21 protein-coding genes are annotated in these 21,407 nt (G+C 35.0%); 7 read left to right on the top strand and 14 right to left on the bottom strand.

The annotated features are described in order from the left end of the window. Nucleotides 1-7: 7 nt before the first annotated feature. The 3 genes from Q5N74_RS08395 to Q5N74_RS08385 form a co-directional block, all read right to left on the bottom strand. On the bottom strand, nt 8-496 hold the full coding sequence (locus Q5N74_RS08395; RefSeq protein WP_304388323.1) for a gliding motility lipoprotein GldH: 489 nt from the start codon (nt 494-496) through the stop codon (nt 8-10). Beyond that, nucleotides 483-1,802: a regulatory iron-sulfur-containing complex subunit RicT gene (locus Q5N74_RS08390; RefSeq protein WP_304388322.1), complete on the bottom strand. Its 1,320-nt coding sequence runs from the start codon at nt 1,800-1,802 to the stop codon at nt 483-485. Before Q5N74_RS08390 ends, Q5N74_RS08395 begins: the two co-directional genes overlap by 14 nt. A gap of 136 nt (nt 1,803-1,938) precedes the next feature. Then, nucleotides 1,939-3,012 (bottom strand): rhodanese-related sulfurtransferase, encoded by a 1,074-nt coding sequence (locus Q5N74_RS08385; protein WP_304388321.1) that lies wholly within the window; start codon nt 3,010-3,012, stop codon nt 1,939-1,941. A gap of 287 nt (nt 3,013-3,299) precedes the next feature. Here Q5N74_RS08385 and recA point away from each other — a divergent pair, with 287 nt between their 5' ends. The 4 genes from recA (at nt 3,300) to Q5N74_RS08365 (ending at nt 6,864) form a co-directional block, all read left to right on the top strand. Then, nucleotides 3,300-4,310, top strand: a complete 1,011-nt coding sequence (gene recA / locus Q5N74_RS08380; RefSeq protein WP_304388320.1) for a recombinase RecA — start codon at nt 3,300-3,302, stop codon at nt 4,308-4,310. A gap of 90 nt (nt 4,311-4,400) precedes the next feature. Next, entirely contained in the window at nt 4,401-4,814 is a 414-nt protein-coding gene (locus Q5N74_RS08375) for a hypothetical protein (RefSeq protein WP_304388319.1), read from the top strand. 28 nt (nt 4,815-4,842) lie between these two features. Next, on the top strand, nt 4,843-5,385 hold the full coding sequence (locus tag Q5N74_RS08370; RefSeq protein ID WP_304388318.1) for an RNA polymerase sigma factor: 543 nt from the start codon (nt 4,843-4,845) through the stop codon (nt 5,383-5,385). After that, complete coding sequence (locus Q5N74_RS08365; protein WP_304388317.1) at nt 5,386-6,864, top strand: hypothetical protein; 1,479 nt, start codon at nt 5,386-5,388, stop codon at nt 6,862-6,864. Between the two features lie 70 nt (nt 6,865-6,934). Here Q5N74_RS08365 and Q5N74_RS08360 read toward each other — a convergent pair whose 3' ends face one another. Beyond that, a complete protein-coding gene (locus Q5N74_RS08360) occupies nt 6,935-7,672 on the bottom strand; it encodes a 1-acyl-sn-glycerol-3-phosphate acyltransferase (protein ID WP_304388316.1) in 738 nt (245 codons plus the stop codon). 118 nt (nt 7,673-7,790) lie between these two features. Here Q5N74_RS08360 and trpS point away from each other — a divergent pair, with 118 nt between their 5' ends. After that, nucleotides 7,791-8,759: a tryptophan--tRNA ligase gene (gene trpS / locus Q5N74_RS08355; protein WP_304388315.1), complete on the top strand. Its 969-nt coding sequence runs from the start codon at nt 7,791-7,793 to the stop codon at nt 8,757-8,759. Nucleotides 8,760-8,872: 113 nt separating this feature from the next. Here the strand turns inward: trpS and dprA are convergent, their stop codons facing one another. Then, nucleotides 8,873-9,976: a DNA-processing protein DprA gene (gene dprA / locus Q5N74_RS08350; RefSeq protein WP_304388314.1), complete on the bottom strand. Its 1,104-nt coding sequence runs from the start codon at nt 9,974-9,976 to the stop codon at nt 8,873-8,875. Nucleotides 9,977-10,080: 104 nt separating this feature from the next. Here dprA and Q5N74_RS08345 point away from each other — a divergent pair, with 104 nt between their 5' ends. Together Q5N74_RS08345 and Q5N74_RS08340 are read left to right on the top strand one after the other, a co-directional pair. Next, nucleotides 10,081-11,028 carry an SPOR domain-containing protein gene (locus Q5N74_RS08345; RefSeq protein ID WP_304388313.1) on the top strand — a complete coding sequence of 316 codons (948 nt, stop codon included), beginning with the start codon at nt 10,081-10,083 and terminating at the stop codon, nt 11,026-11,028. A gap of 69 nt (nt 11,029-11,097) precedes the next feature. Then, nucleotides 11,098-11,607, top strand: coding sequence for an acyl-CoA thioesterase (locus Q5N74_RS08340; protein WP_304388312.1), 510 nt, complete (start codon nt 11,098-11,100; stop codon nt 11,605-11,607). 139 nt (nt 11,608-11,746) lie between these two features. Here the strand turns inward: Q5N74_RS08340 and Q5N74_RS08335 are convergent, their stop codons facing one another. From Q5N74_RS08335 to atpA, 9 genes are all read right to left on the bottom strand, one after another. Next, nucleotides 11,747-12,982, bottom strand: a complete 1,236-nt coding sequence (locus tag Q5N74_RS08335) for a murein hydrolase activator EnvC (RefSeq protein WP_304388311.1) — start codon at nt 12,980-12,982, stop codon at nt 11,747-11,749. Further along, nucleotides 12,982-13,749, bottom strand: coding sequence for a DUF4292 domain-containing protein (locus Q5N74_RS08330; RefSeq protein WP_304388310.1), 768 nt, complete (start codon nt 13,747-13,749; stop codon nt 12,982-12,984). Before Q5N74_RS08330 ends, Q5N74_RS08335 begins: the two co-directional genes overlap by 1 nt. Beyond that, nucleotides 13,749-15,110, bottom strand: coding sequence for a lipopolysaccharide assembly protein LapB (locus Q5N74_RS08325; RefSeq protein WP_304388309.1), 1,362 nt, complete (start codon nt 15,108-15,110; stop codon nt 13,749-13,751). Before Q5N74_RS08325 ends, Q5N74_RS08330 begins: the two co-directional genes overlap by 1 nt. 121 nt (nt 15,111-15,231) lie before the next feature. Then, on the bottom strand, nt 15,232-16,251 hold the full coding sequence (locus Q5N74_RS08320; protein WP_304388308.1) for a sugar phosphate nucleotidyltransferase: 1,020 nt from the start codon (nt 16,249-16,251) through the stop codon (nt 15,232-15,234). Between the two features lie 59 nt (nt 16,252-16,310). Then, entirely contained in the window at nt 16,311-16,745 is a 435-nt protein-coding gene (gene dut, locus Q5N74_RS08315; RefSeq protein WP_304388307.1) for a dUTP diphosphatase, read from the bottom strand. Further along, a complete protein-coding gene (locus Q5N74_RS08310; RefSeq protein ID WP_304388306.1) occupies nt 16,745-18,205 on the bottom strand; it encodes an oligosaccharide flippase family protein in 1,461 nt (486 codons plus the stop codon). Before Q5N74_RS08310 ends, dut begins: the two co-directional genes overlap by 1 nt. An 82-nt stretch (nt 18,206-18,287) precedes the next feature. Beyond that, complete coding sequence (locus Q5N74_RS08305) at nt 18,288-18,773, bottom strand: hypothetical protein (protein ID WP_304388305.1); 486 nt, start codon at nt 18,771-18,773, stop codon at nt 18,288-18,290. A 119-nt stretch (nt 18,774-18,892) separates the two neighbouring features. Further along, nucleotides 18,893-19,753, bottom strand: coding sequence for an ATP synthase F1 subunit gamma (gene atpG / locus Q5N74_RS08300; protein ID WP_304388304.1), 861 nt, complete (start codon nt 19,751-19,753; stop codon nt 18,893-18,895). A gap of 70 nt (nt 19,754-19,823) precedes the next feature. Further along, on the bottom strand, nt 19,824-21,404 hold the full coding sequence (gene atpA / locus Q5N74_RS08295; protein WP_304388303.1) for a F0F1 ATP synthase subunit alpha: 1,581 nt from the start codon (nt 21,402-21,404) through the stop codon (nt 19,824-19,826). Nucleotides 21,405-21,407: the final 3 nt, after the last annotated feature.

The following is a 21,407-nucleotide window of genomic DNA, read 5'->3' as shown; positions in this document are numbered from 1 at the left end:
GGTATTATTATTTAATAGGTCTTTCAATTCTAAAACCAACATCGGTAACTCCTTCCAGAGCTATAACGCCATTCACTTTACCATTTTCTCGCATGGCGTGTTGAATTTTAACCACGTATTCGCCTTTTTCTTTAAAAACAACCCCTTCTTTATACCAGAGTTTATTTTCTTTAATATCGGTTAATCCTGTACCCAAAAGTTTACCAGATGGGTCGGCCATTTTATATTCCAACGTATCCTTTATTGTTTTCCCGTGCGGAAAAGCCATTTCAACAATTAGAAATAAATTATTGTATTTATAAGCGTTTGTGTTTCTTAAATTAACAAACAAGTTATAAGCCTTTGTTGAATCTGGAACCTTGACACTAAAACGTACAACAGAATCTTTATGCCATTTATTTGGCACAGATTGATACTCATCGAAAACACGATTAGGATCGCACGAGGTAAACACAAAAGAAATTAATAAAAAAAGCAACACTTTATTTCGCAGCATCTTTACTCTTTTGAGGTTTTGGTTTATTTCCCTTAGTGTTAGTTTTACTTTTTGTATTCGGGTTATTCTTCGTATTCGGGTTGCTTTTGGCGTTAGGGTTACTCTTAGCGTTTGGATTTCCCTTAGCATTAGGAGTATTCTTGGTGTTGGTATTCGCCTTATTGTTGCCGTTTTTGTTTCGATTCCTATTGTTTTTACGTTTTTTATTCGGTTTTGGACTGTCGAAACGTGTTAAACTATCTTGACCTACAACGTTCTCAAACTCAGTTTTAGTATCTTCAATAAGGTCTGAAGCATATTCTTCTAAGCTCGCAACTTTTTCATTCTTCCTATTTAATGCAATAATTTCGTTTGCTTGTGTAGTAGTTATTTTATGCCAGTTCGCCCACTCACCTTCGTAAGCATACCACATATGACCTTTAAAAATATCGGTTTTTTGGCACACTGCAGTTCCTTTATCGGTTTGCAGTTTTACTTCGGTTTTTGGGAAACTTTTTAAAGCATCTAAATAACTATCTAACTCATAGTTTAAACAGCATTTAAGTTTACCACATTGACCTGCTAATTTTAACGGGTTTAATGATAATTGCTGGTAACGCGCTGCCGATGTACTTACGGAACGGAAATCTGTTAACCAAGTAGAACAACATAATTCGCGACCACAAGACCCAATACCACCAAGTCTGGCAGCTTCTTGACGAAAACCAACTTGCTTCATCTCGATTCTGGTTTTAAACTCGCGTGCAAACACTTTAATTAACTCTCTAAAATCCACACGCTCTTCAGCGGTGTAATAAAACGTGGCTTTACTAGCATCGCCTTGAAATTCGATGTCAGAAATTTTCATTTGCAACTTTAAATCAATCGCAAATTGACGCGCACGCACCTTCATAGGTTCTTCTTTCTCGCGTGCATCTTTCCAAATATCAATATCTTTTTGACTTGCTTTTCGATACACTTTAAGGATTTCCTCAGGCGTTACTGAAATGTTTTTACGTTTCATTTGAACACGCACCAATTCCCCCGCAAGGGTAACCATTCCAATATCATGACCAGATTGTGCTTGTGTTGCCACCACATCCCCAATACTTAAAGTTAAATTTTCGGTGTTGTGGTAGTACTCTTTTCTGCCGTTTTTATAACGGACTTCAACCCAACCAAACGGTTTCTCACCATTAGGCAGTGACATATTAGCTAACCAATCGAAAACAGTTAGTTTATTACAACTATCTGTCCCGCAAGTGCCATTATTTTTACATCCTTTAGGTTGACCGTCTTTTCCAGTTGAACAACTGTTACAAGCCATAAGTTTTTATATATTGATTCCGATTAAAACCAAGGTTTTATCGAAAGAAGGTTCATGATTCTTTTGAATTGTAAATATAAGATTATTCTAAAGACTTAAAACAAAGAATTATTCATTAATTATTTGCAGGAAAAATCTAGTCATTTTTCTTTTGAAAATGGTCGAATATATTTCTTAAATCCTTTTTATAAGGAAGATGGTTTGCACGTCCCTTTTTAAATATGTCGTTGCTATTACCCTGCCCTTTCCTAAGTTCTTTTTGGGCTTCATGTGGTAACTTATTTATTTCCATGCAGGTTGTAGAACAGCAATTTTCTAACTCTTCTTGACACTTCGGGCATTGAATAAATAATAAATGGCAGGCCTCGTTTGCGCAATTGGTATGCACATCGAAAGCATCACCGCATTGGTGGCAGTTTGCTATAACATCGTCGCTTATACGTTCGGCACGTCTATCATCAAACACAAAATTTTGACCCACAAATTTATTTTCTAAATTTTGCTCTTTAACTTGCCTTGTATATTCTATAATACCGCCTTCTAATTGATATACATTTTTAAAACCTTTGTGCTTAAAATAAGCACTGGCTTTTTCGCAACGTATACCGCCTGTGCAGTACATCACTAAGTTTTTATCTTCTTTGTGATCTTTTAAATCTGCTTCAATAATATCTAAAGAATCTCTAAAGGTATCCACATCTGGAGTTATCGCATTTTTAAAATGACCTATTTCACTTTCGTAATGGTTACGCATATCAACCAAAACGGTATTTTCATCTTCTATATATTTATTAAAATCGTCTGCCGCCAAATGAACGCCTTTATTGGTCACATCAAACGTATCATCGTTTAAACCATCGGCCACAATTTTATTGCGCACTTTTACTTTAAGTTTTAAAAATGATTTATTGTCTTGCTCTACAGCAATATTTAACCGGATACCGTTTAAAAAGTCAATGCTATCTAAATGCGTTTTAAATTCGTTAAAACGATCGGCAGGCAAAGAGAGTTGCCCATTAATACCTTCGTGAGCGACATAAATTCGACCCAATACCTCTAAAGCATCCCAGGTTAAAAATAAATGGTCTCTAAAAATTTGAGGATTTTCAATGTTAGCGTACTGGTAAAAAGAAAGAGTTAAACGTTGTTTTCCCGCTTGATCGATTAATTCGGCTCTTTCCTTCGCGCTTAATTTATTGTACAGTTGCATGCTATACTAATGTTTTAAGTTAAAGATTATTTTATCATGCAAAAGTACAATTTTTAAAAAAACTAGCACACTAATCACAAAAAAAGCGCCCGTTTTATAAACAGGCGCTTTAAAGAATAGTTCGAGTTAGTCTACTTTAAAAGTATTCTTAAGATTAGTTTCATAGCAAAATCTTTCCTCTATTTATTAGTAGATGCAAAATGTTCATAAAGGTTGCGTCATAAAATTGTATGATGACGAAACTTATACTATTTTAGCATCCATTACTTCAGAAAATAAAAATAAAAATGAGCAGCGAAAAAGAAGCTAAATTAAAAGCACTAAAACTTACATTAGATAAATTAGACAAGGCCTACGGAAAAGGTACTGTAATGAAAATGAGCGACAAAGCAGTTGTTGATGTAGACGCTATTTCATCGGGTTCTCTTGGTTTAGATATAGCCTTAGGCGTTGGTGGTTACCCACGTGGACGTGTTATTGAAATTTACGGACCAGAATCTTCGGGTAAAACAACCCTAACCTTACATGCTATTGCTGAAGCACAAAAAGCCGGTGGTATTGCCGCTTTTATTGACGCTGAGCATGCTTTTGATAGATTTTATGCTGAAAAATTAGGCGTTGATTTAGACAACCTAATTATGTCGCAACCAGATAATGGAGAGCAAGCCCTAGAAATTGCCGATAATTTAATTCGCTCTGGCGCTATTGATATTGTTGTAATCGATTCAGTAGCAGCCTTAACACCAAAAAGTGAAATTGAAGGTGAAATGGGAGATTCTAAAATGGGATTACACGCACGTTTAATGTCGCAAGCCCTAAGAAAACTTACTGCTTCTATTAGTAAAACAAACTGTACGGTTATATTTATTAACCAATTACGTGAAAAAATTGGTGTTATGTTTGGTAACCCAGAAACAACAACGGGTGGTAACGCCTTAAAGTTTTACGCGTCTGTTCGATTAGATATTCGTCGTTCAACTCAAATAAAAGAAACCGATGGAAATGTTACTGGTAACAAAACCCGTGTAAAAGTGGTTAAAAACAAAGTAGCCCCACCTTTTAAAATGGCTGAGTTCGACATTATGTACGGAGAAGGTATTAGTAAAGTAGGTGAAGTTTTAGACATCGCTGTTGAAAATGAAATCGTTAAAAAAAGCGGTTCATGGTTTAGCTATGAAGACACCAAACTAGGTCAAGGTCGAGATGCTGTAAAGGCCCTTATAAAAGACAATCCAGAACTTATGGAAGAGCTCGAAGGCAAGGTTAGGAAACTAGCCAAAGCAGCTTCAGAAGCTTAATAATTTTAAAAATCCCGATTTATCGGGATTTTTTAGTTTTAATACGCAACCTTTTAGCTGGCAACGTATCTATAAAGTAAAAACTATTTTATGAAAAAGTTAATCGCCCTAAGTTTAGCTTTAGTTTTACTTGTTTCTTGTAGTATAGACAACGACAACCACAGTAACTATAGCTTTGAAGTTTTACCCGTAGAGAGTGTTGATATACCTAGTGAATTTGTGCTAGGAGAAACATACCCGATTACGGTAACGTATTTAAAACCCACAACGTGTCATGTTTTTAGAGAATTTTATTATTCTAAGAATTTAAACGAGCGTACAGTGGCACCTATAACATTAGTTTATGAAAATGATAATTGCGAAACTTTGGAAAATGTTTCAGAAGACGCTACTTTTAACTTTATAGTTACTAGTAACGGCTCTTACATATTCAAGTTTTGGCAAGGTGAAGACGAAAATGGAGAAGACCAGTACTTAATTATTGAAGTACCCGTTGTAGAATAAATTAAGTGTTAACTAATACGTATTTAAATTGAGTTTGAATCAACTCATAGAAAATTGTAAAAGAAATGATGCTAAAGCACAAAGTGAATTGTACAAACTCTTTTCGAGTAAACTTTTCTCTGTGTGCTTGAAGTATTCAAGAAACTATGCGGAAGCGGAAGACAACCTGCAAGACGCCTTTATAACAATTTTCAAAAAAATTGAACAGTACAAAAACAAGGGTTCTTTTGAAGGCTGGCTAAAACGAGTTACCATAAATACCGTTTTACAACAATATAGAAAAGAAAAGGTTTTTGAAATTATAAATGAAAACATTGTTGATGATGTTGAATTAGATATTGATGAAGACACGCTTTCCATCGACTATCTTTTACGCATTATTCAAGAATTACCAGATAGATACCGATTGGTTTTTAACCTATATGTATTAGATGGTTATTCACATAAAGAAATAGCAAATATGCTAGATATTAATATAGGTACATCAAAATCCAACTTAGCACGAGCGAGACAAATTTTGAAGCATACCATTGAAGATTATAAATCTTCACAAAGTTTACAATCATTATAAATGAGTGATAAAAAACATATAGACCGGTTATTTCAAGAAAACTTCAAAGATTTTGAAGCGACGCCCAGTGACGCCGTATGGAAAAACATAGAAGCCGAACTTAACCCAGACAAGAAAAAACGCCGCATCATCCCGATATGGTGGCGTTATGCTGGAGTTGCAGCATTACTCGCATTGCTTTTAACCGTGGGTAGTAGCTATTTTTTTAATGAAGGAAGCACAAACCCGATACAAGTTGTAGACACTGAAGACTCACAGAATAGAGGCGCCAACACGCCCGATTCAAACACTTCTGAAATTGCTATTGAAAATTCAATTGAAACTAAAATCAATTTAGAAAATGATTCTCAAAAGGAAACTACTGTGGCAGCAAACAAAACACACGTTTCTCAAAAATCAAAACTAGCAAACACAACAACTTCAAACAATAAAAACCAAAACACGCTACAAACAGGTTTCGCTTCCAACAAAAAGTTGAATATAAGAAGCAGATTAACAACCCCTAATAACACTGCTGTTGCATCTGTTTCCGAAGACAAGAACAAATCAACAGAATCGTCTGTGGCTCATAATTCTGAAATTAAAGAAACAGCTGCTCAAAACGAAGGCTTAATCCCTTCTGACAAAGCAAAAGAATTAATCAATAACACGTCAAAAGACAACACAACTATTGCTCTAACAGAAGACAAGGAAAAAACCTCGTTAACTATAGAAGAAGCTTTAGACGCCAAAAAAGATATAATTGAAACCGAAAGTAACACCAATAAATGGCGCATTACCCCCAATGCTGCGCCTGTTTATTTTAATAGTTTAGGCGAAGGGTCTTCCATAGACCCTCAGTTTAACACCAACTCTAAAACAGGTGAAGTTAATATGAGCTATGGTGTGAGCGCTAGTTATGTAATTAACAACAAACTCAAATTACGTTCGGGTGTTAATAAAGTTAATTTAGGCTATAACACGAATAATGTGGTACTTTATCAAGCGGTTGGAATAAGTTCTAGCACAAGAGCCATACCAAACATAAACGCGAGTACAACCAATGCAAGTGCCGATAATGTTTCCGTTATTAGTGGGGAAACTTTTGCGGGTAGACCTGAGTCTTTCGCGACAACCAACAGTTCCATCAATCAGGCTTTAGGCTATATTGAAGTACCTTTAGAAATTCAGTACGCTTTAGTTAGCCGCAAATTGGGTGTTAATGTTATTGGTGGTTTTAGCTCCTTCTTTTTAAGTGATAACAAAATATATTCTGAGTCTGAAACAGGGCAATCAACCTACTTAGGTGAGGCTAACAATATAAATAATGTAAGTTATAGTGCGAATTTTGGCGTTGGTTTCAACTACCAAGTATCTAAAAAAATAGATTTGAATTTAGAACCGATGTTTAAATATCAAATTAATACGTTTAATAATACTTCTGGTAACTTTACACCTTTTTTTATAGGTGTTTACACCGGGTTTGCCATAAAGTTCTAGGTTTTTGGTTTGAGCCAAATAGTACACAGAATTAACATAAAATACAAACGGCTCTCACAGGGCCGTTTTTTTATGTATTAAAAGTTTCTAGCTGCTTAAAAATGATGGTTTTTGCTTTTTCATTTAAACTCTTGGTATCCTTAACAGTTAACCCCTCTGTTACTAGAAACTCATGAATTTTCACGCGCATTTTCCCTGGACCACCGCTAAAGAAGGTATAAGACAATCGCTTTTTATTATCTCCAAAAGTTATTGGTACAATGGGAATTTGGTGATTAATAGCTAACCTAAAAGCACCATCTTTAAATTCATCTAAAATAATATGTTCTTCGGGCACACCACCTTCTGGAAAAATACAAATACTCACTCCTGTTTTTAATCGTTTTTGCGCTCTTAAAAAAACAGCTTGCCTACTTTTAGCCGAACTTCTATCCACCAAAATACAGGTACGTTTATAGAAAAATCCAAATAAGGGGATTTTAGTCAGTTCTTTTTTTCCAACAAAAACAAACGGGTTTTTTACTGAAACCAACATGAGCATAATATCTGCCATCGAAGTATGGTTGGCAACAAACATATAACTTTTGCTTTTTTCTGGTGTTTGTTCGCTTTCAACTTTCCAACGAAAGCCCATACCAATTAAAATCACCTTCGCCCAAATACGAGCCAATTTAAAAAAGTAGGGATACCACGATTCCTTTAAAATAGAAACCAAAAGTATAGGAAACATTATAAGTATTGGCAATGCTACAAGTATGTAGAACCAAATACGGTACAAAATCCAGAATAGATATTTAAATAACTTCATCGCGACCAAAAATACATAATAGTATTGAGCAATTCTATTAAAAAAATTACCTTTGTGGCTGTTGAAATTTTAGGATTATTAATTAAAAATAGATTCCCACCCGCGTGGGAATGACAAGATGGCAAGAATACTTACAGGCATACAAAGTACAGGAACACCACATTTAGGAAACATTTTAGGCGCCTTGATGCCAGCAATAAAAATGGCTAACAGCCCTGAAAATGAATCGTTTTTATTCATTGCCAACTTACATACTTTAACGCAAATTAAAGATGCCCAAACATTAAGGCAAAACACCTATTCTGTCGCTGCTACTTGGTTGGCTTTTGGTTTAGATATTGAAAAAACAGTATTTTACAGACAGAGTGATGTACCACAAACTACCGAGTTGACTTGGTATTTAAGCTGTTTTTTTCCTTATCAACGTTTAACATTAGCGCATAGTTTTAAGGATAAAGCAGATCGATTGGAAGATGTGAACACAGGTTTATTCTCCTACCCCATGCTTATGGCTGCGGATATTTTATTGTATGATGCTGAAATAATTCCGGTTGGGAAAGACCAATTACAACATATTGAAATGACCCGTGATGTCGCTTCTCGTTTTCATGCCAAAATGGGAGAGACTTTTGTTATTCCTGAAGGAAAGGTGGAAGAAAACATCATGTTAATTCCGGGAACCGATGGTGAAAAAATGAGTAAAAGTAGAGACAACACCATCAATATATTCTTAGCCGATAAAAAACTACGCAAGCAAATAATGACTATTCAAACGGATAGCACTCCACTTGAAGACGCAAAAGACTGGAGCACTTGCAACTGTTTTTCAATTTATAAATTATTAGCAAGCGACGAGCAAATTGAAACCATGAAAGCCAATTATGAAAACGGTAATTACGGTTACGGTCACGCTAAACAAGCTTTGTTTGAATTAATTGTTGAAAAATTTGCTGTACAACGTGAACGCTATTCATATTACATGAACAACTTAGAAGAAGTTGATAAAGCTTTGGCTTTAGGTGCTGAAAAAGCAAAATTGGTTGCTAATGGGGTGTTGAAACGCGTTCGTGTGAAGGTTGGGTATTAGCCAATTCCTGCAAAATCAGGAATCTTATTAATTGGAGTATAAAAACAAAAGTTAAGGGAACACATTAATACACAATAGTTTCTTCTCTTGAGATTCCTGCTTTCGCAGGAATTTTAGATAACTTCAAACAACTTCCCTGGTAAAGGTCTAATAACCCCTTTTAATTCCATATTCAGCAACACGCTGGCTACTTTAAAAATAGGCAAATTGCAATTAATGGCAATCATATCCAATTGCTGTTTTTCGTTGTCTTTTAAATGGCTGTAAATTAGTTTCTCGGTGGCATCCAACTCAACAAATAATTGTTTTTGTATGGCTGGTTTCTTTTCATCTTCCAACTGCCAATTTAAAATATAAGGCACATCTAGCGCCGTGGTTATCATATGCGCTTTTTGGTGTTTTATTAAATTATTGCAGCCTGCACTTTGTGAATCATTAATTCTACCTGGCACAGCAAACACATCACGGTTATACGAATTGGCAATATCGGCAGTGACCAAGCTTCCGCCTTTTTCAGCAGATTCAATAACAATAGTAGCTTCGCTCACGCCTGCAATAACTCGGTTTCGTTTTAAAAAATTATTTCTATCAAAGGTAGCGGTACTCCAAAAATCAGTAAAAAAACCACCGTTCTTCTCCACATCCACCATATACTTTTTATGCACAGCTGGGTAAATTTGATTCAGTCCATGAGCCAAACAGCCTATAGTTTGTAGATTATGCTTTAAAGCTGCTTTATGCGCTGTAATATCGGTTCCATACGCAAAGCCAGAAACTATAAGCGGGTTATAAATGGCAAGTTTTTCTACCAATTCCTCACAAAAAGCGATGCCATTCGTGGTGATTTTTCTAGCACCTACAATACTAATAATACGTTGCTGTTTTAAGTTGATATTCCCTGTTTGAAATAACAAAATAGGGCCATCAATACAATGCTTCAGTTTTTCAGGGTAATCGCCTTCTTCAAAATACAAAACCTTAATATTATTTTCTGTAATAAAAGACATTTCCTTTTCAGCTTCCTTTAAATGGTGCGCTTTAAACAATTCGCTTAGAATAACGCTGCCAATACCATCAATTTTTAGTAAGTTTTGCTTCTTTTCTTTTAAAACAGCCTCGGCCGTTCCGCAGTGAGAAATAAGTCGTTTAGCCGTAATGTCGCCAATATTTGGCACATGTTGCAAGGCTAAGGTGTAAAGCAAATCATTTTCGCCCATTGTATCCTATTGATTTTGAAGCTGCAATAAAAGAATTTTTACGATGTTAATAAATAGTTCTTTCTAAATTTTATCTAAATGTATTATTTTTTAACTTTGTTACTATGCAATTAGAAACCTACATAAGCGATTTACTCTATAGATATGAGTGTGTTACCATTCCTGAGTTTGGTGCATTTTTAACGCAACGTACATCTGCAACGATTGATGATGCTACGAATAGCTTTTATCCACCTAAAAAAACGGTGTCGTTTAATGAGCAAATTCAAAAAAACGATGGGTTATTGGCACATTATATTGCCGATGTGGAAAAAATACCTTTTGAGGTTGCTAATGAAAAGATTGCAAAACGTGTTAATAGCATCAAATCGTTTTTAACACAAGGTGAAACCATTACTTTTAAAAATATTGGTGACATCACTTTTAATGGTGAAGGTAAAATTTTATTCGAACCTATTTATCAGCTTAATTATTTAACCGATTCTTTTGGTTTATCTCAATTAGTATCGCCAAAAGTAACTCGCGAAGCTTATAAAACAGAAGTTGAAGCGATTGAAAAAGTAATTCCATTAACAATTACTCCTGAAAGACGTAAATCGAAGCCGTATTTCAAATACGCTGCCGTGGCTTTAATAGCCTTAACTTTAGGCGGATTGGTGTCTTCTAAATATTATATCGACCAAATTGAGCAACACAATCAAATCGCTCAAGAACAAGCATTCCAACAATTGGATGCTAAGATCGAACAAGCTACTTTTAGTTTGAATCCGCTTCCTGCTGTTACTTTAAATGTGTCTAAACAATCTGGTAATTACCACGTGGTTGCTGGTGCTTTTAGAGTTGAAGATAACTGCGAACAAATTGTGAACCAGTTAAAAGAAGCTGGCTTTAACGCAAGAACCATTGGTGAAAACAAATATGGTTTACACCAAGTTGTTTATGGTAGTTATGAAACTGGAGAAGAGGCTTTAAAAGTATTACGCGATGTTAGAAATAACGACAACAAAGATGCGTGGTTATTGATTAAAGATCTTAACGTCGCTGCAGAATAATTATATCCTAAAAGCACATTCTAAATTATAAAATCGTTTTACCTTTGCGACATAAATAAACATGTTGTAATGCAAATAAAAACACCCGAACAATCTAAAACGATTCTTACCGATATGGTTTTACCTGGTGAAACCAACCCTTTAAACAACCTTTTTGGTGGCGAATTATTAGCACGCATGGACCGAGCAGCGAGTATTGCTGCCAGACGCCATAGCAGACGTATTGTTGTTACAGCATCTGTAAACCACGTTGCTTTTAACAAAGCAGTGCCTTTAGGCAGTGTAGTAACGGTAGAAGCTAAAGTATCGCGTGCTTTCAAAACATCGATGGAAGTATTTATTGATGTTTGGATTGAAGACAGAGAATCTGGTGAGCGTACTAAGGCTAACGAAGGTATTTACACCTTTGTAGCAGTAAGCGAAACCGGCAGCCCTATTGCCGTACCAGAAATACTTCCTGAAACCGATTTAGAAAAAGAACGTTTTGTGGCTGCGTTGCGCCGCAAACAACTCAGTTTATTACTGTCTGGTAAAATCAAACCTAGTGAAGCGGTAGAATTAAAAGCTTTGTTTGAATAGGTCTTGAATAAGCACAAATTATCCTTTTAATACAGCCCATTCTAAAAAACAGATAAAACCGTCATTACGAACGCAATGAAACAACCTGTTTATAGATTACAATAACTTTTACAATAAGATTCCTGCTTTGGCAGGAATTTTACATTTTAAACACCCAAGATGCCGGGTTTTCAGTAGCTGTTCCTTTTGAAATTGAAAAACTTAAAATGGTTTCGCCGTTTGACCCATTGGTAAACACCTCACCAATAACTTGTTTGGTAGTTACTTTATCGCCTTCCTTCACATAAACCTCCGATAAGTTTTTATATAAAGTCAAGTAATCACCGTGACGTATCATTACAATCGGGTTTACGTTTTTCAATTTAAGTACGGCACTTACTTCGCCATTAAAAACAGCAAGTACTTTCGATCCTTTTTCGGTAGCAATTCTAACACCATTACTTTTAATGGTTAATGAGTTATCTATAGGATGCGGCTGTGTACCATAACCAAGCGTAACATAGCCCTTTTCAACAGGCCAAGGCAGTTTACCTTTATTGGCTACAAAATTTGCAGCTAGAACCTTTTCTTCTGGAGTTAACGCAAATCCAGAAGAACTTTTTGTAGTGGTAGCACCCGATTTTTTATTCGATTTCGCAATCGCTTCTTTAATTATTCGGTCTATTTCAGCATCAATTCTATCTGCCTCTTGTTGTTTTTGCTTTATTTGAGCGGCATAAACAGACAGATTCTTTTTAATTGCTTTCATTAAATCTTCATGCTGCTTACGCTCTGCTTCCAATGTTTTTTGGACTTCTCTATTCTCAGCAATTAGTTTTTTCTTAGTTTCTTGTTGTTTTAATAAGTCTAGATTCGTGGCTTGCAATTCAGCTGTTTTTAGCTTAATTGTTTCCCCTTGTTCTTTTTGGTGGTCTGTATATTGCTTCATATACTGCAAACGTTTATAGGCTTGTTTAAAATCGTTGGCCGAAAGCAAGAACATGATCCTGCTTTGCTGATTTTTGCTTTTATAAGACTTCACCATCATAGCAGCGTAATCTGCCTTTAAAACCTTTAATTCATCTCTTAAACCCGTTATTTTCCTTTGGTTGTAATTGATATCGCGGGTAATTAAATTCGCTTGTTGGTTGGTAACCTTAATCAACTTATCCAACACAGTTATTTTATGTTTGAAATCTTGAATTAATGTTAATTGCGACTTCTCCTTACTCTGGTTTTCGGCACGTAATTTGGCGATTTTTTGAATCTCTAAACGAAGTTCTTGCCTGCGTGCCTCCAATTCCTGCTGTTTAGCACTTTGAGAAAACGCAAAAACACTACAAAACAAGAAGCTAAGTAGAATGACTATTTTAAATGGTTGGTTATTTTGTAACATTAAAGTTTTATTTCTTTAAAACCTGAGGGTATTTTATAAGGGAAACTTAAGTCTTCATTTAAAGTAATGCCTTTAAACTCTAAATCTATAACAGTTTCATTCGTGGCTTCTACAGCAATAACTTTGATGCGCTCTGGCAAAGTTTGTTTTTCAACTTCCTGAAAAGTTAAATAATCTATTTGCAAATGCCTCAACTCTTTGGGTTGCGATACTTGTTGTGATTTTATTTTAAAATGAACAGGATCTAACAAAAAGAAAATTTCAAACAATTCGCGTTGTTGTTTCGGTTTTAATATATAAGAATCGCTCGTTACCGAAGCTTCATAAGCACTCGCATTTAAATTAAAGATAGCCTCACCAAATAATAAATTTTGAACCTTTTGGAAATCTAATTCCGTGCCCAACAAATTACTTAAATACTGGTAATCACCTTCAAAATAAGTATTATCTAGCTTATTGTAGAAGCTCACCTTCTCTGGTGTAATAAGTGCTTTTACTACTGAAAACATAGCACTAATCCACAATACTTCATCTTTTTTAGCTCTAAAATTTACGGTATATGATTGCTCTTTACCATCTTGAGCGTATGTGATTTTAAGTCTAGATTGCAGTGTTTTAAAATCTGGAATGCTTTTAGCATTTTCTTTTAACAGCTGTTTAGTACTTAAATTTAAATTGGCTTCACCACCACCAACGGTTTTGGAGGCTTTACAATTGCATACCAATAAAACTAAAAAAAATAAAACGATGCGCTTAAGTAAATTCATTAATTTGAGGTTTCTAATTTTTTTGCTTTATCACTAAACGTTTTTGCTTTAGCCGTATTGTTTAACGCGGCATAAGCGATACTTAATTGTTTATAAAAATCAATTTCCATTTTAGAGTCATCTATTATAAAATCCAATCCCATTTCTAAAACATCAACCGCTTTTTGGGGTTGATTTAATTGATTTAAAGCCACGCCTTGAATTAAATAAAATAAGGGTTGTGCTGGGTATTTTTGAAGCACTTCACCACTCTTTTTCTCTGCTGCATTAAACTTTTGCAAATCTATGTAAAGTAACAATACGTTTCGAAGCACATTAAAATTTTCTGTATCCATTTTTAAGGCTGCTTCAAAATACTCTAAAGCCTTTATCTTATTGCTTTTAGATAAATAAAACTGCCCAAGTTCCATTAGTGTTTTACTATCATTGTTGGCGCCAACCAAGCTAGTAGCCTCTACTAAATCGGCTTCGTACTGCGGATTATTACCCACAAACTGAACAAAATCTGTAAGCACCTTAAGTTTTGCTTCCGGTTTTATTTCAGGGCTTTTAACCACAATTTTCATGGATTCAATCGCTTTTTGGGCATCGTTATCATCCAAATAAAACTTATATAAGGCTAAATGCACAATTTGGGAATTCGGACTTATTTTCAACAATTCTTTAGCCGTTTCAAAAGCTTTTTCCTTTTCGTTGTTTTCGCTGTAGCGGAAAATAAGTTGCAAGTAATTAGACTCTTTATCCGGATTGTCTTCAACCCGCGATTCCAAGTTTTTAATTTGGTCTTTTTTACGACCAGTAGCTACATAAATTTGATTACGCATAAAATCGCGTGCCACCGAAATACCAAATTCAGCATCCAAAACATCTAAAATTTTCAAAGCATCTTTATATTCCTTGGTTTTCACATACAAGGCGGCTAAGTTCTCTTTATAATCTGGATGAAATTTCACCAGTTGCTTAACCGTTTTAATGGCTTTATCAAACTCACTCTGTTCCATGTAAAACGAATAAAGCGCATCTAAAAACCACTCGTTTTCAGGCTCTTTACTAACTGCTTTTTTAAACGCATCTTCCGCTGCTCCAAAATTCTTGAGTTGGTTGTAATTTTTACCCAATTCAAAATAGAGCACAGGCACCGAATTATCTAATTCAATACATTTTAAAAGTGCCTCTACAGACCGGTCGTAATTCTCAATGCCTTTTTGGGTTAACGCGTCATAGAACAGTTCTTGAAACTTGTCTTCAACCACACCTAAATCATCATCAGGCTTTTTATTAAAATCCACCTGTGCATAACTCATCTGCGGAACTATAAAAAGTCCGAAAAGGAGAATGACTATGTAGATTTTATACTTCATATAAGCTTGATGTCCAAGCATTTTAATTGGGCGTTACAAAAAGGGTCGGACTTTTCGCTATTGTTTAGCAAATAGGTGTTTCCAACTAATTAATTGTGAAATTCCTGCCTTCGCAGGAATCCTATTCTAAAACAGAATAATCACCAATACTAACACTGGTAAATTTCCCATCAAATTTCACATGATTACCAATCATCGCTTCATCTAAATTGGCGTTTTTGATGCTTGTATTTGTTTGTATTAAACTATTTTTTATAATTGAATTTTCAACAACACTATTATCTCCAATAGATACATTAGGACCAACTGTGCTATTTTTAAGCACCACGTTTTCGCCAATAAAACAAGGCTCAATAATATTTGAATCTGTTAATTTTGCTGATGTTGCAACCAATTGTTCCTCGCCATCTGCTTTTAAAAAGCCTAACATTCGCGCATTAGTTTCTACAGTTATGGCTTTGTTACCGCAATCCATCCACTCATCAACAGTACCTGTTTTAAAAACTTTACCGTCGGCCATCATGCGTTTTATACCATCGTTTATTTGGTACTCGCCTCCATTGGTAACGTTTTCATCTAAAATTTGTTGTAGTTTTCCTTTTAAAACCGCCACATCTTTAAAGTAATAAATACCAATTACGGCTTGATCACTTACAAAGTTTTCTGGCTTTTCAACTAACTCTACAATCTCTTTATTTGCGTTTAACTTAACAACCCCGTAAGCTTCTGGATTTTCGACTTGTTTGGTCCAAATAACACTATCGGCTGTTGGGTCTAAATCAAATTCTGCTTTTATCAACGTATCAGCATAAGCAATCACTGCAGGCCCTGATAAAGATGGTTTTGCACACATAATAGCGTGCCCAGTACCTAATGGTAAGTCTTGGCGGTATATAGATGCTTTTGCGCCTAAATCGGTCGCTAATTTTTTTAAACTCTCAACCACATCATCACCAAAAAAGGCCGGATCACCTAAAACAAAAGCGATTTCTTCAATAGGTTGCTTTAATACTTTAGCAATATCTTTTACCAAACGGTGTACGATGGGTTGACCTGCAACAGGAATTAAAGGTTTTGGTACGGTTAAACTGTGTGGGCGCAGACGAGAACCGCGTCCTGCCATTGGTACTATTATTTTCATTTTATTGAGTTTATTTGTTATTCGTTTATTCAACTAATAACATTTTTTTTAAATTTTCTTTATTTCGTTCCCGTACTCCCAAAACCGCCTTCTCCTCGAGCCGTTTCAGAAAGTTCTTCTACAGAAATCCATTCGGCACGATCGTGTTTTGCAATCACTAATTGTGCTATACGTTCACCATTTTCTATAGCGAAATCTTCATTTGAAAGGTTTACTAAAATCACTCCTATTTCGCCTCTATAATCGGCATCAATAGTTCCTGGTGCATTTAAAACGGTAACACCTCTTTTGGCTGCCAAACCACTACGCGGACGTACTTGTGCTTCGAAACCAATTGGTAATTCTATGAACAAGCCAGTACCAACGATACTACGCTCTAAAGGTTTTAATGTTTTTGATTCTGATAAGTTAGCTCGTAAATCCATTCCTGCTGATGCCTCCGTTTCATAATGGGGCAATGCGTGATTGGATTTGTTTATAATTTTAATGTTCATTATTTTTTAAATATCTTTTTTAATTCGTTTTTTTCTGAAACAAAAACAATGCCCAAAAATACAATTAACATAGAAATTCCAACCATATAATTGGCTCTAAATTGATAAAACGACACCACAGATAAGCCTATAGAAAGTGTTAAATACATGCCTATTTTCTTTAGATTGTAAGGTATGGGATAATATTTTCTTCCGTAATAATATGACAAAAGCACCATAATGGCATAGGCCGCTAAAGTGGCTACTGCAGACGCTTTATAGCTATAGGCTTTTATAAACATGAAGTTAATAACTAAAGTAACAACGGCGCCTGCTATAGAAATATAAGCTCCGAATTTTGTTTTGTCTGTAATTTTATACCAAACAGATAAATTGTGATAAATACCTAAGCAGAAGTTAGCAATTAATATAATTGGCACCACCCACATAGCTTCCCAATAAGCTTCACTTCGCACAATTATTGGTTTTAAAACATCGGCAAAAACCACAACAAAAAGCAATATTACTGACCCAAAAGCCACAAAAAATTCTAATATTTTTGCGTAGTTCTTTTGAGGATTTTCGCTTTTAGCATGACTAAAAAAGAAAGGTTCTATGCCTAAGCGATATGCCGTTGCAAAAAGCGTCATAAACAATGAAATTTTATAACAGGCTGCATACATACCAATATCTGTTTCGGCGACATTGGCGGGTAGTAATTCTTTTAATAAAATTCTATCGAAGGTTTCATTTATAGAAAACGCAACACCGGCAACCAATACAGGAAAGGCGTATCGCATCATGGTTTTCCATAAATCTGTATTAAATACATATTTTATTTTAAGATAAAACGATGACATTAATAACAACGTAACTCCACTTGCCACTAAATTGGCTATAAAAATATAACTGATTTCAAAATTAGGCTTATATATGGATTCAAAAACAGAACCGTTTACCGCCAATTTTTTCAAAGCTAAAAGGAAGAATAAATTCAAACCAATATTAATAACCACATTACAAATCTTAATAACCGCATAACGCATAGGGCGCTGTGTCGCTCTTAACCATGCAAAAGGTATAATAACTAACGCATCAAAAAGAAGAATCCAAATAACAAGATTGATGTATTTAACATGAATATCTATGTACCCAGCTATTTCATTTTGAAAAATTAAAGCTAAAATGAAAAACCCAAATGAAGATATTATAAGAGATATGGCCGATGTACCAATAACGGCATCTTTATCTTCATCCTTATTGAAAAACCTAAAAAAGGCAGTTTCTAAGCCATAAGCTAGAACAACATTAAACAGAACGAAATAGGAGAAAATGATATTAATTTTACCATATTCAGCCACCGATGATAAAACCCCTTTCGTAGTATAAAGAGGCACTAATATAAAGCTAAGCATTCTAGGAAGCACAGTGGCCAACCCGTAAATAAAAGTCTGCTTAAATAATGTTTTGAGTCCGCTCAAGGATTACTTTTTTGTCTTGCTAAAAATACGTTTTTAGCCAATGCAAAGCAAAGATAAATTATTGGTTCTTAGGTGATGTTCCTTAAAATTCTGTTGCTTCTTTTTTATGGATGGGCTGAATTTTAAAATACTTGACTGTATCCCCTATTTTATAGCTTATGATACAGGCATCATCTTCTAAATAAAAACGTGGTTTGTCGGGTATTTGCGGGATTTTATTACCATACTCCGCATACGGGTCGCTACTCATAATAAAGGCCATTTTTTTAAAGGTTTCAGATTTGAATTGTCCAACATACATGTTTTCATTTATATACTCTAATTCCGTCTGCTTTCCGCGAAAATAAACACTGTCCAGCGTTATATGAGTTAGCTTATTTTCAATTTGAATATAAATATGAACGCCAGAATCGACTCCTTTTACATTTCCAGGCGCATCTTGATAATACACTTCATCTATCTCAAAAGGCACATGTGCTTCAAAAGGTTTCGTTGTTGCGCATTTTGAAAATGTCATCATGACAACGAACATGCAAACTAAATAAAGCAGTGTTTTGGAAAATTTCATATTTAAATGTATTGATATTGTAATGATAGTATTTCAAAAGTAATGCCATAAAAAAACCCCACTATAAAGTGAGGTTTGATATTATATGAGATACTGAAAAATCTCAGTTAAACCATTTACTAGTTATTCAATGCTTCAGCACCACCAACAATCTCAAGAATTTCATTAGTAATAGAAGCTTGACGTGCTTTATTGTAAGTTAATTTAAGCTGATTTCTTAGATCTGTTGCATTATCTGTCGCTTTATGCATCGCAGTCATACGTGCACCGTGTTCGCTAGCGAAAGAGTCTCTAATGCCTTTGTACAATTGTGTTTTTAATGACTTTGGAATTAATTGTTCTACAATTTCAATTTTTGAAGGTTCAAAAATATAATCTAAAACTACATTTGAATCACTTTTAACTGGTACAATTGGTAAAAATTGTTCTGTAGTTACAATTTGCGTTGCAGCATTTTTAAACTTGTTATAAACAACTTCAATTTTATCGAATTCGCCTGCAACAAATTTAGCCATTAACATTTCAGCTATTTCAGCAACATTATCAAAGGTTAAATCGTCATAAATAGCACTTTTATTCGAAATAATTTTGTTTGTCTTTTTAAAAGCATCATTTGCCTTTTTTCCAATAGTTAAATAAGAAACCTCTTGGTTGGCGTAAGTTTTAGATGTTAATCTACTAACTTCTTTTATAATGTTTGAATTAAAAGCACCTGCTAAACCTCTATTAGAAGTAACAGCAACTATTAAAACTTTCTTTACTTCACGTTGCTCAGAATATACGCTTCCCGAATCTGCATCTAAAGTGGCACTTAAACTTTGTAAAAGTTCGGTTAACTTATCTGCATAAGGACGCATTGCTGTAATAGCATCTTGTGCTTTCTTTAACTTTGCAGCCGATACCATTTTCATGGCACTTGTGATCTGCATGGTAGAAGACACCGATGTTATTCTGTTACGTATTTCTTTTAAATTTGCCATGTTTAAAGTTATGAGTTATGAGTGTTAAGTTATGAGTGCGAACACTCATAACTCGAAACCCTGAACTTTTTTATGCTTTATATTTTCCTGATAATTCTTTAGCTACACTTGTTAAAGCATCTGTAACTTCATCAGTTAATTTACCTGCTTTTAAAAGCGCTAATATATTGCTATGTTTTGCTTTTAAAAATTCGATATAATCTCTTTCAAATTCTTTTACTTTCTCAACAGGCACATCTCTTAATAAGTTTTTAGACCCTGCATAAATGATAGCTACTTGATCTTCAACAGTAAAAGGATCATTTTGAGCTTGTTTTAAAATTTCAACGTTACGTCTTCCTTTTTCAATTACATTTAAAGTAACGGCATCTAAATCTGAACCGAACTTAGCAAACGCTTCTAATTCACGGAATTGCGCTTGGTCTAATTTTAAAGTACCTGCTACTTTTTTCATTGATTTAATCTGTGCATTACCACCAACACGAGATACAGAAATACCTACGTTAATTGCTGGACGTACACCAGAGTTAAATAAATCTCCATCTAAGAAGATTTGCCCATCTGTAATAGAAATTACGTTTGTTGGGATATATGCTGATACGTCACCTGCTTGAGTTTCAATAATTGGCAACGCTGTTAACGAACCACCACCTTTTACAATCGATTTTAACGATTCAGGAAGGTCGTTCATGTTTCTAGCAATCTCATCATTGTTAATTACTTTTGCAGAACGCTCTAATAAACGAGAGTGTAAGTAGAAAACATCTCCTGGATACGCCTCACGTCCTGGTGGACGACGTAATAATAAAGATACCTCACGGTATGCAACTGCTTGTTTAGATAAATCATCAAACACGATTAATGCTGGACGACCTGTATCTCTAAAATACTCTCCAATAGATGCTCCAGTAAACGGTGCATATACTTGCATTGCTGCAGGATCAGATGCGTTTGCTGCCACGATAGTTGTATAGGCTAAAGCACCTTTTTCTTCTAACGTTTTTGCGATTAAAGCTACTGTTGATGCTTTTTGACCAACGGCAACATATATACAATATACAGGCTCACCTGCATCGTAAAATTCTTTTTGATTTAAGATAGTGTCAATACAAACCGCTGTTTTACCAGTTTGACGGTCACCAATAACCAACTCACGTTGACCACGACCTACAGGAATCATCGCATCGATAGATTTGATACCTGTTTGTAATGGTTCAGTAACTGGCTCACGGAAAATAACTCCAGGCGCTTTACGCTCTAAAGGCATCTCATAAGTTTTACCAGCAATAGGACCTTTACCATCAATTGGGTTTCCTAATGTATCTACAACACGTCCAACAATACCTTCTCCAACATTGATAGAAGCGATACGACCTGTACGTTTTACTATAGAACCTTCTTTAACTCCTTTAGAAACTCCTAATAATACGATACCTACGTTATCTTCTTCAAGATTAAGTACGATACCTTCTAAACCACCTTCGAATTCTACTAACTCCCCATATTGGGCGTTAGACAATCCGTAAGCACGTACAATACCATCACCTACAGTTAATACAGTTCCAACCTCATCCAATGAAGCGCTTGCTTCAAAACCAGATAATTGTTGTTTTAAGATTGCTGATATTTCAGCCGGTTTTACTTCTGCCATCTT

It is taken from the genome of Mariniflexile sp. AS56, from assembly GCF_030552475.1.
GTDB lineage: Bacteria > Bacteroidota > Bacteroidia > Flavobacteriales > Flavobacteriaceae > Mariniflexile.
Note: the sequence above shows the minus strand (reverse complement) of the source record. Positions and strands in the feature narration are given on the sequence as shown.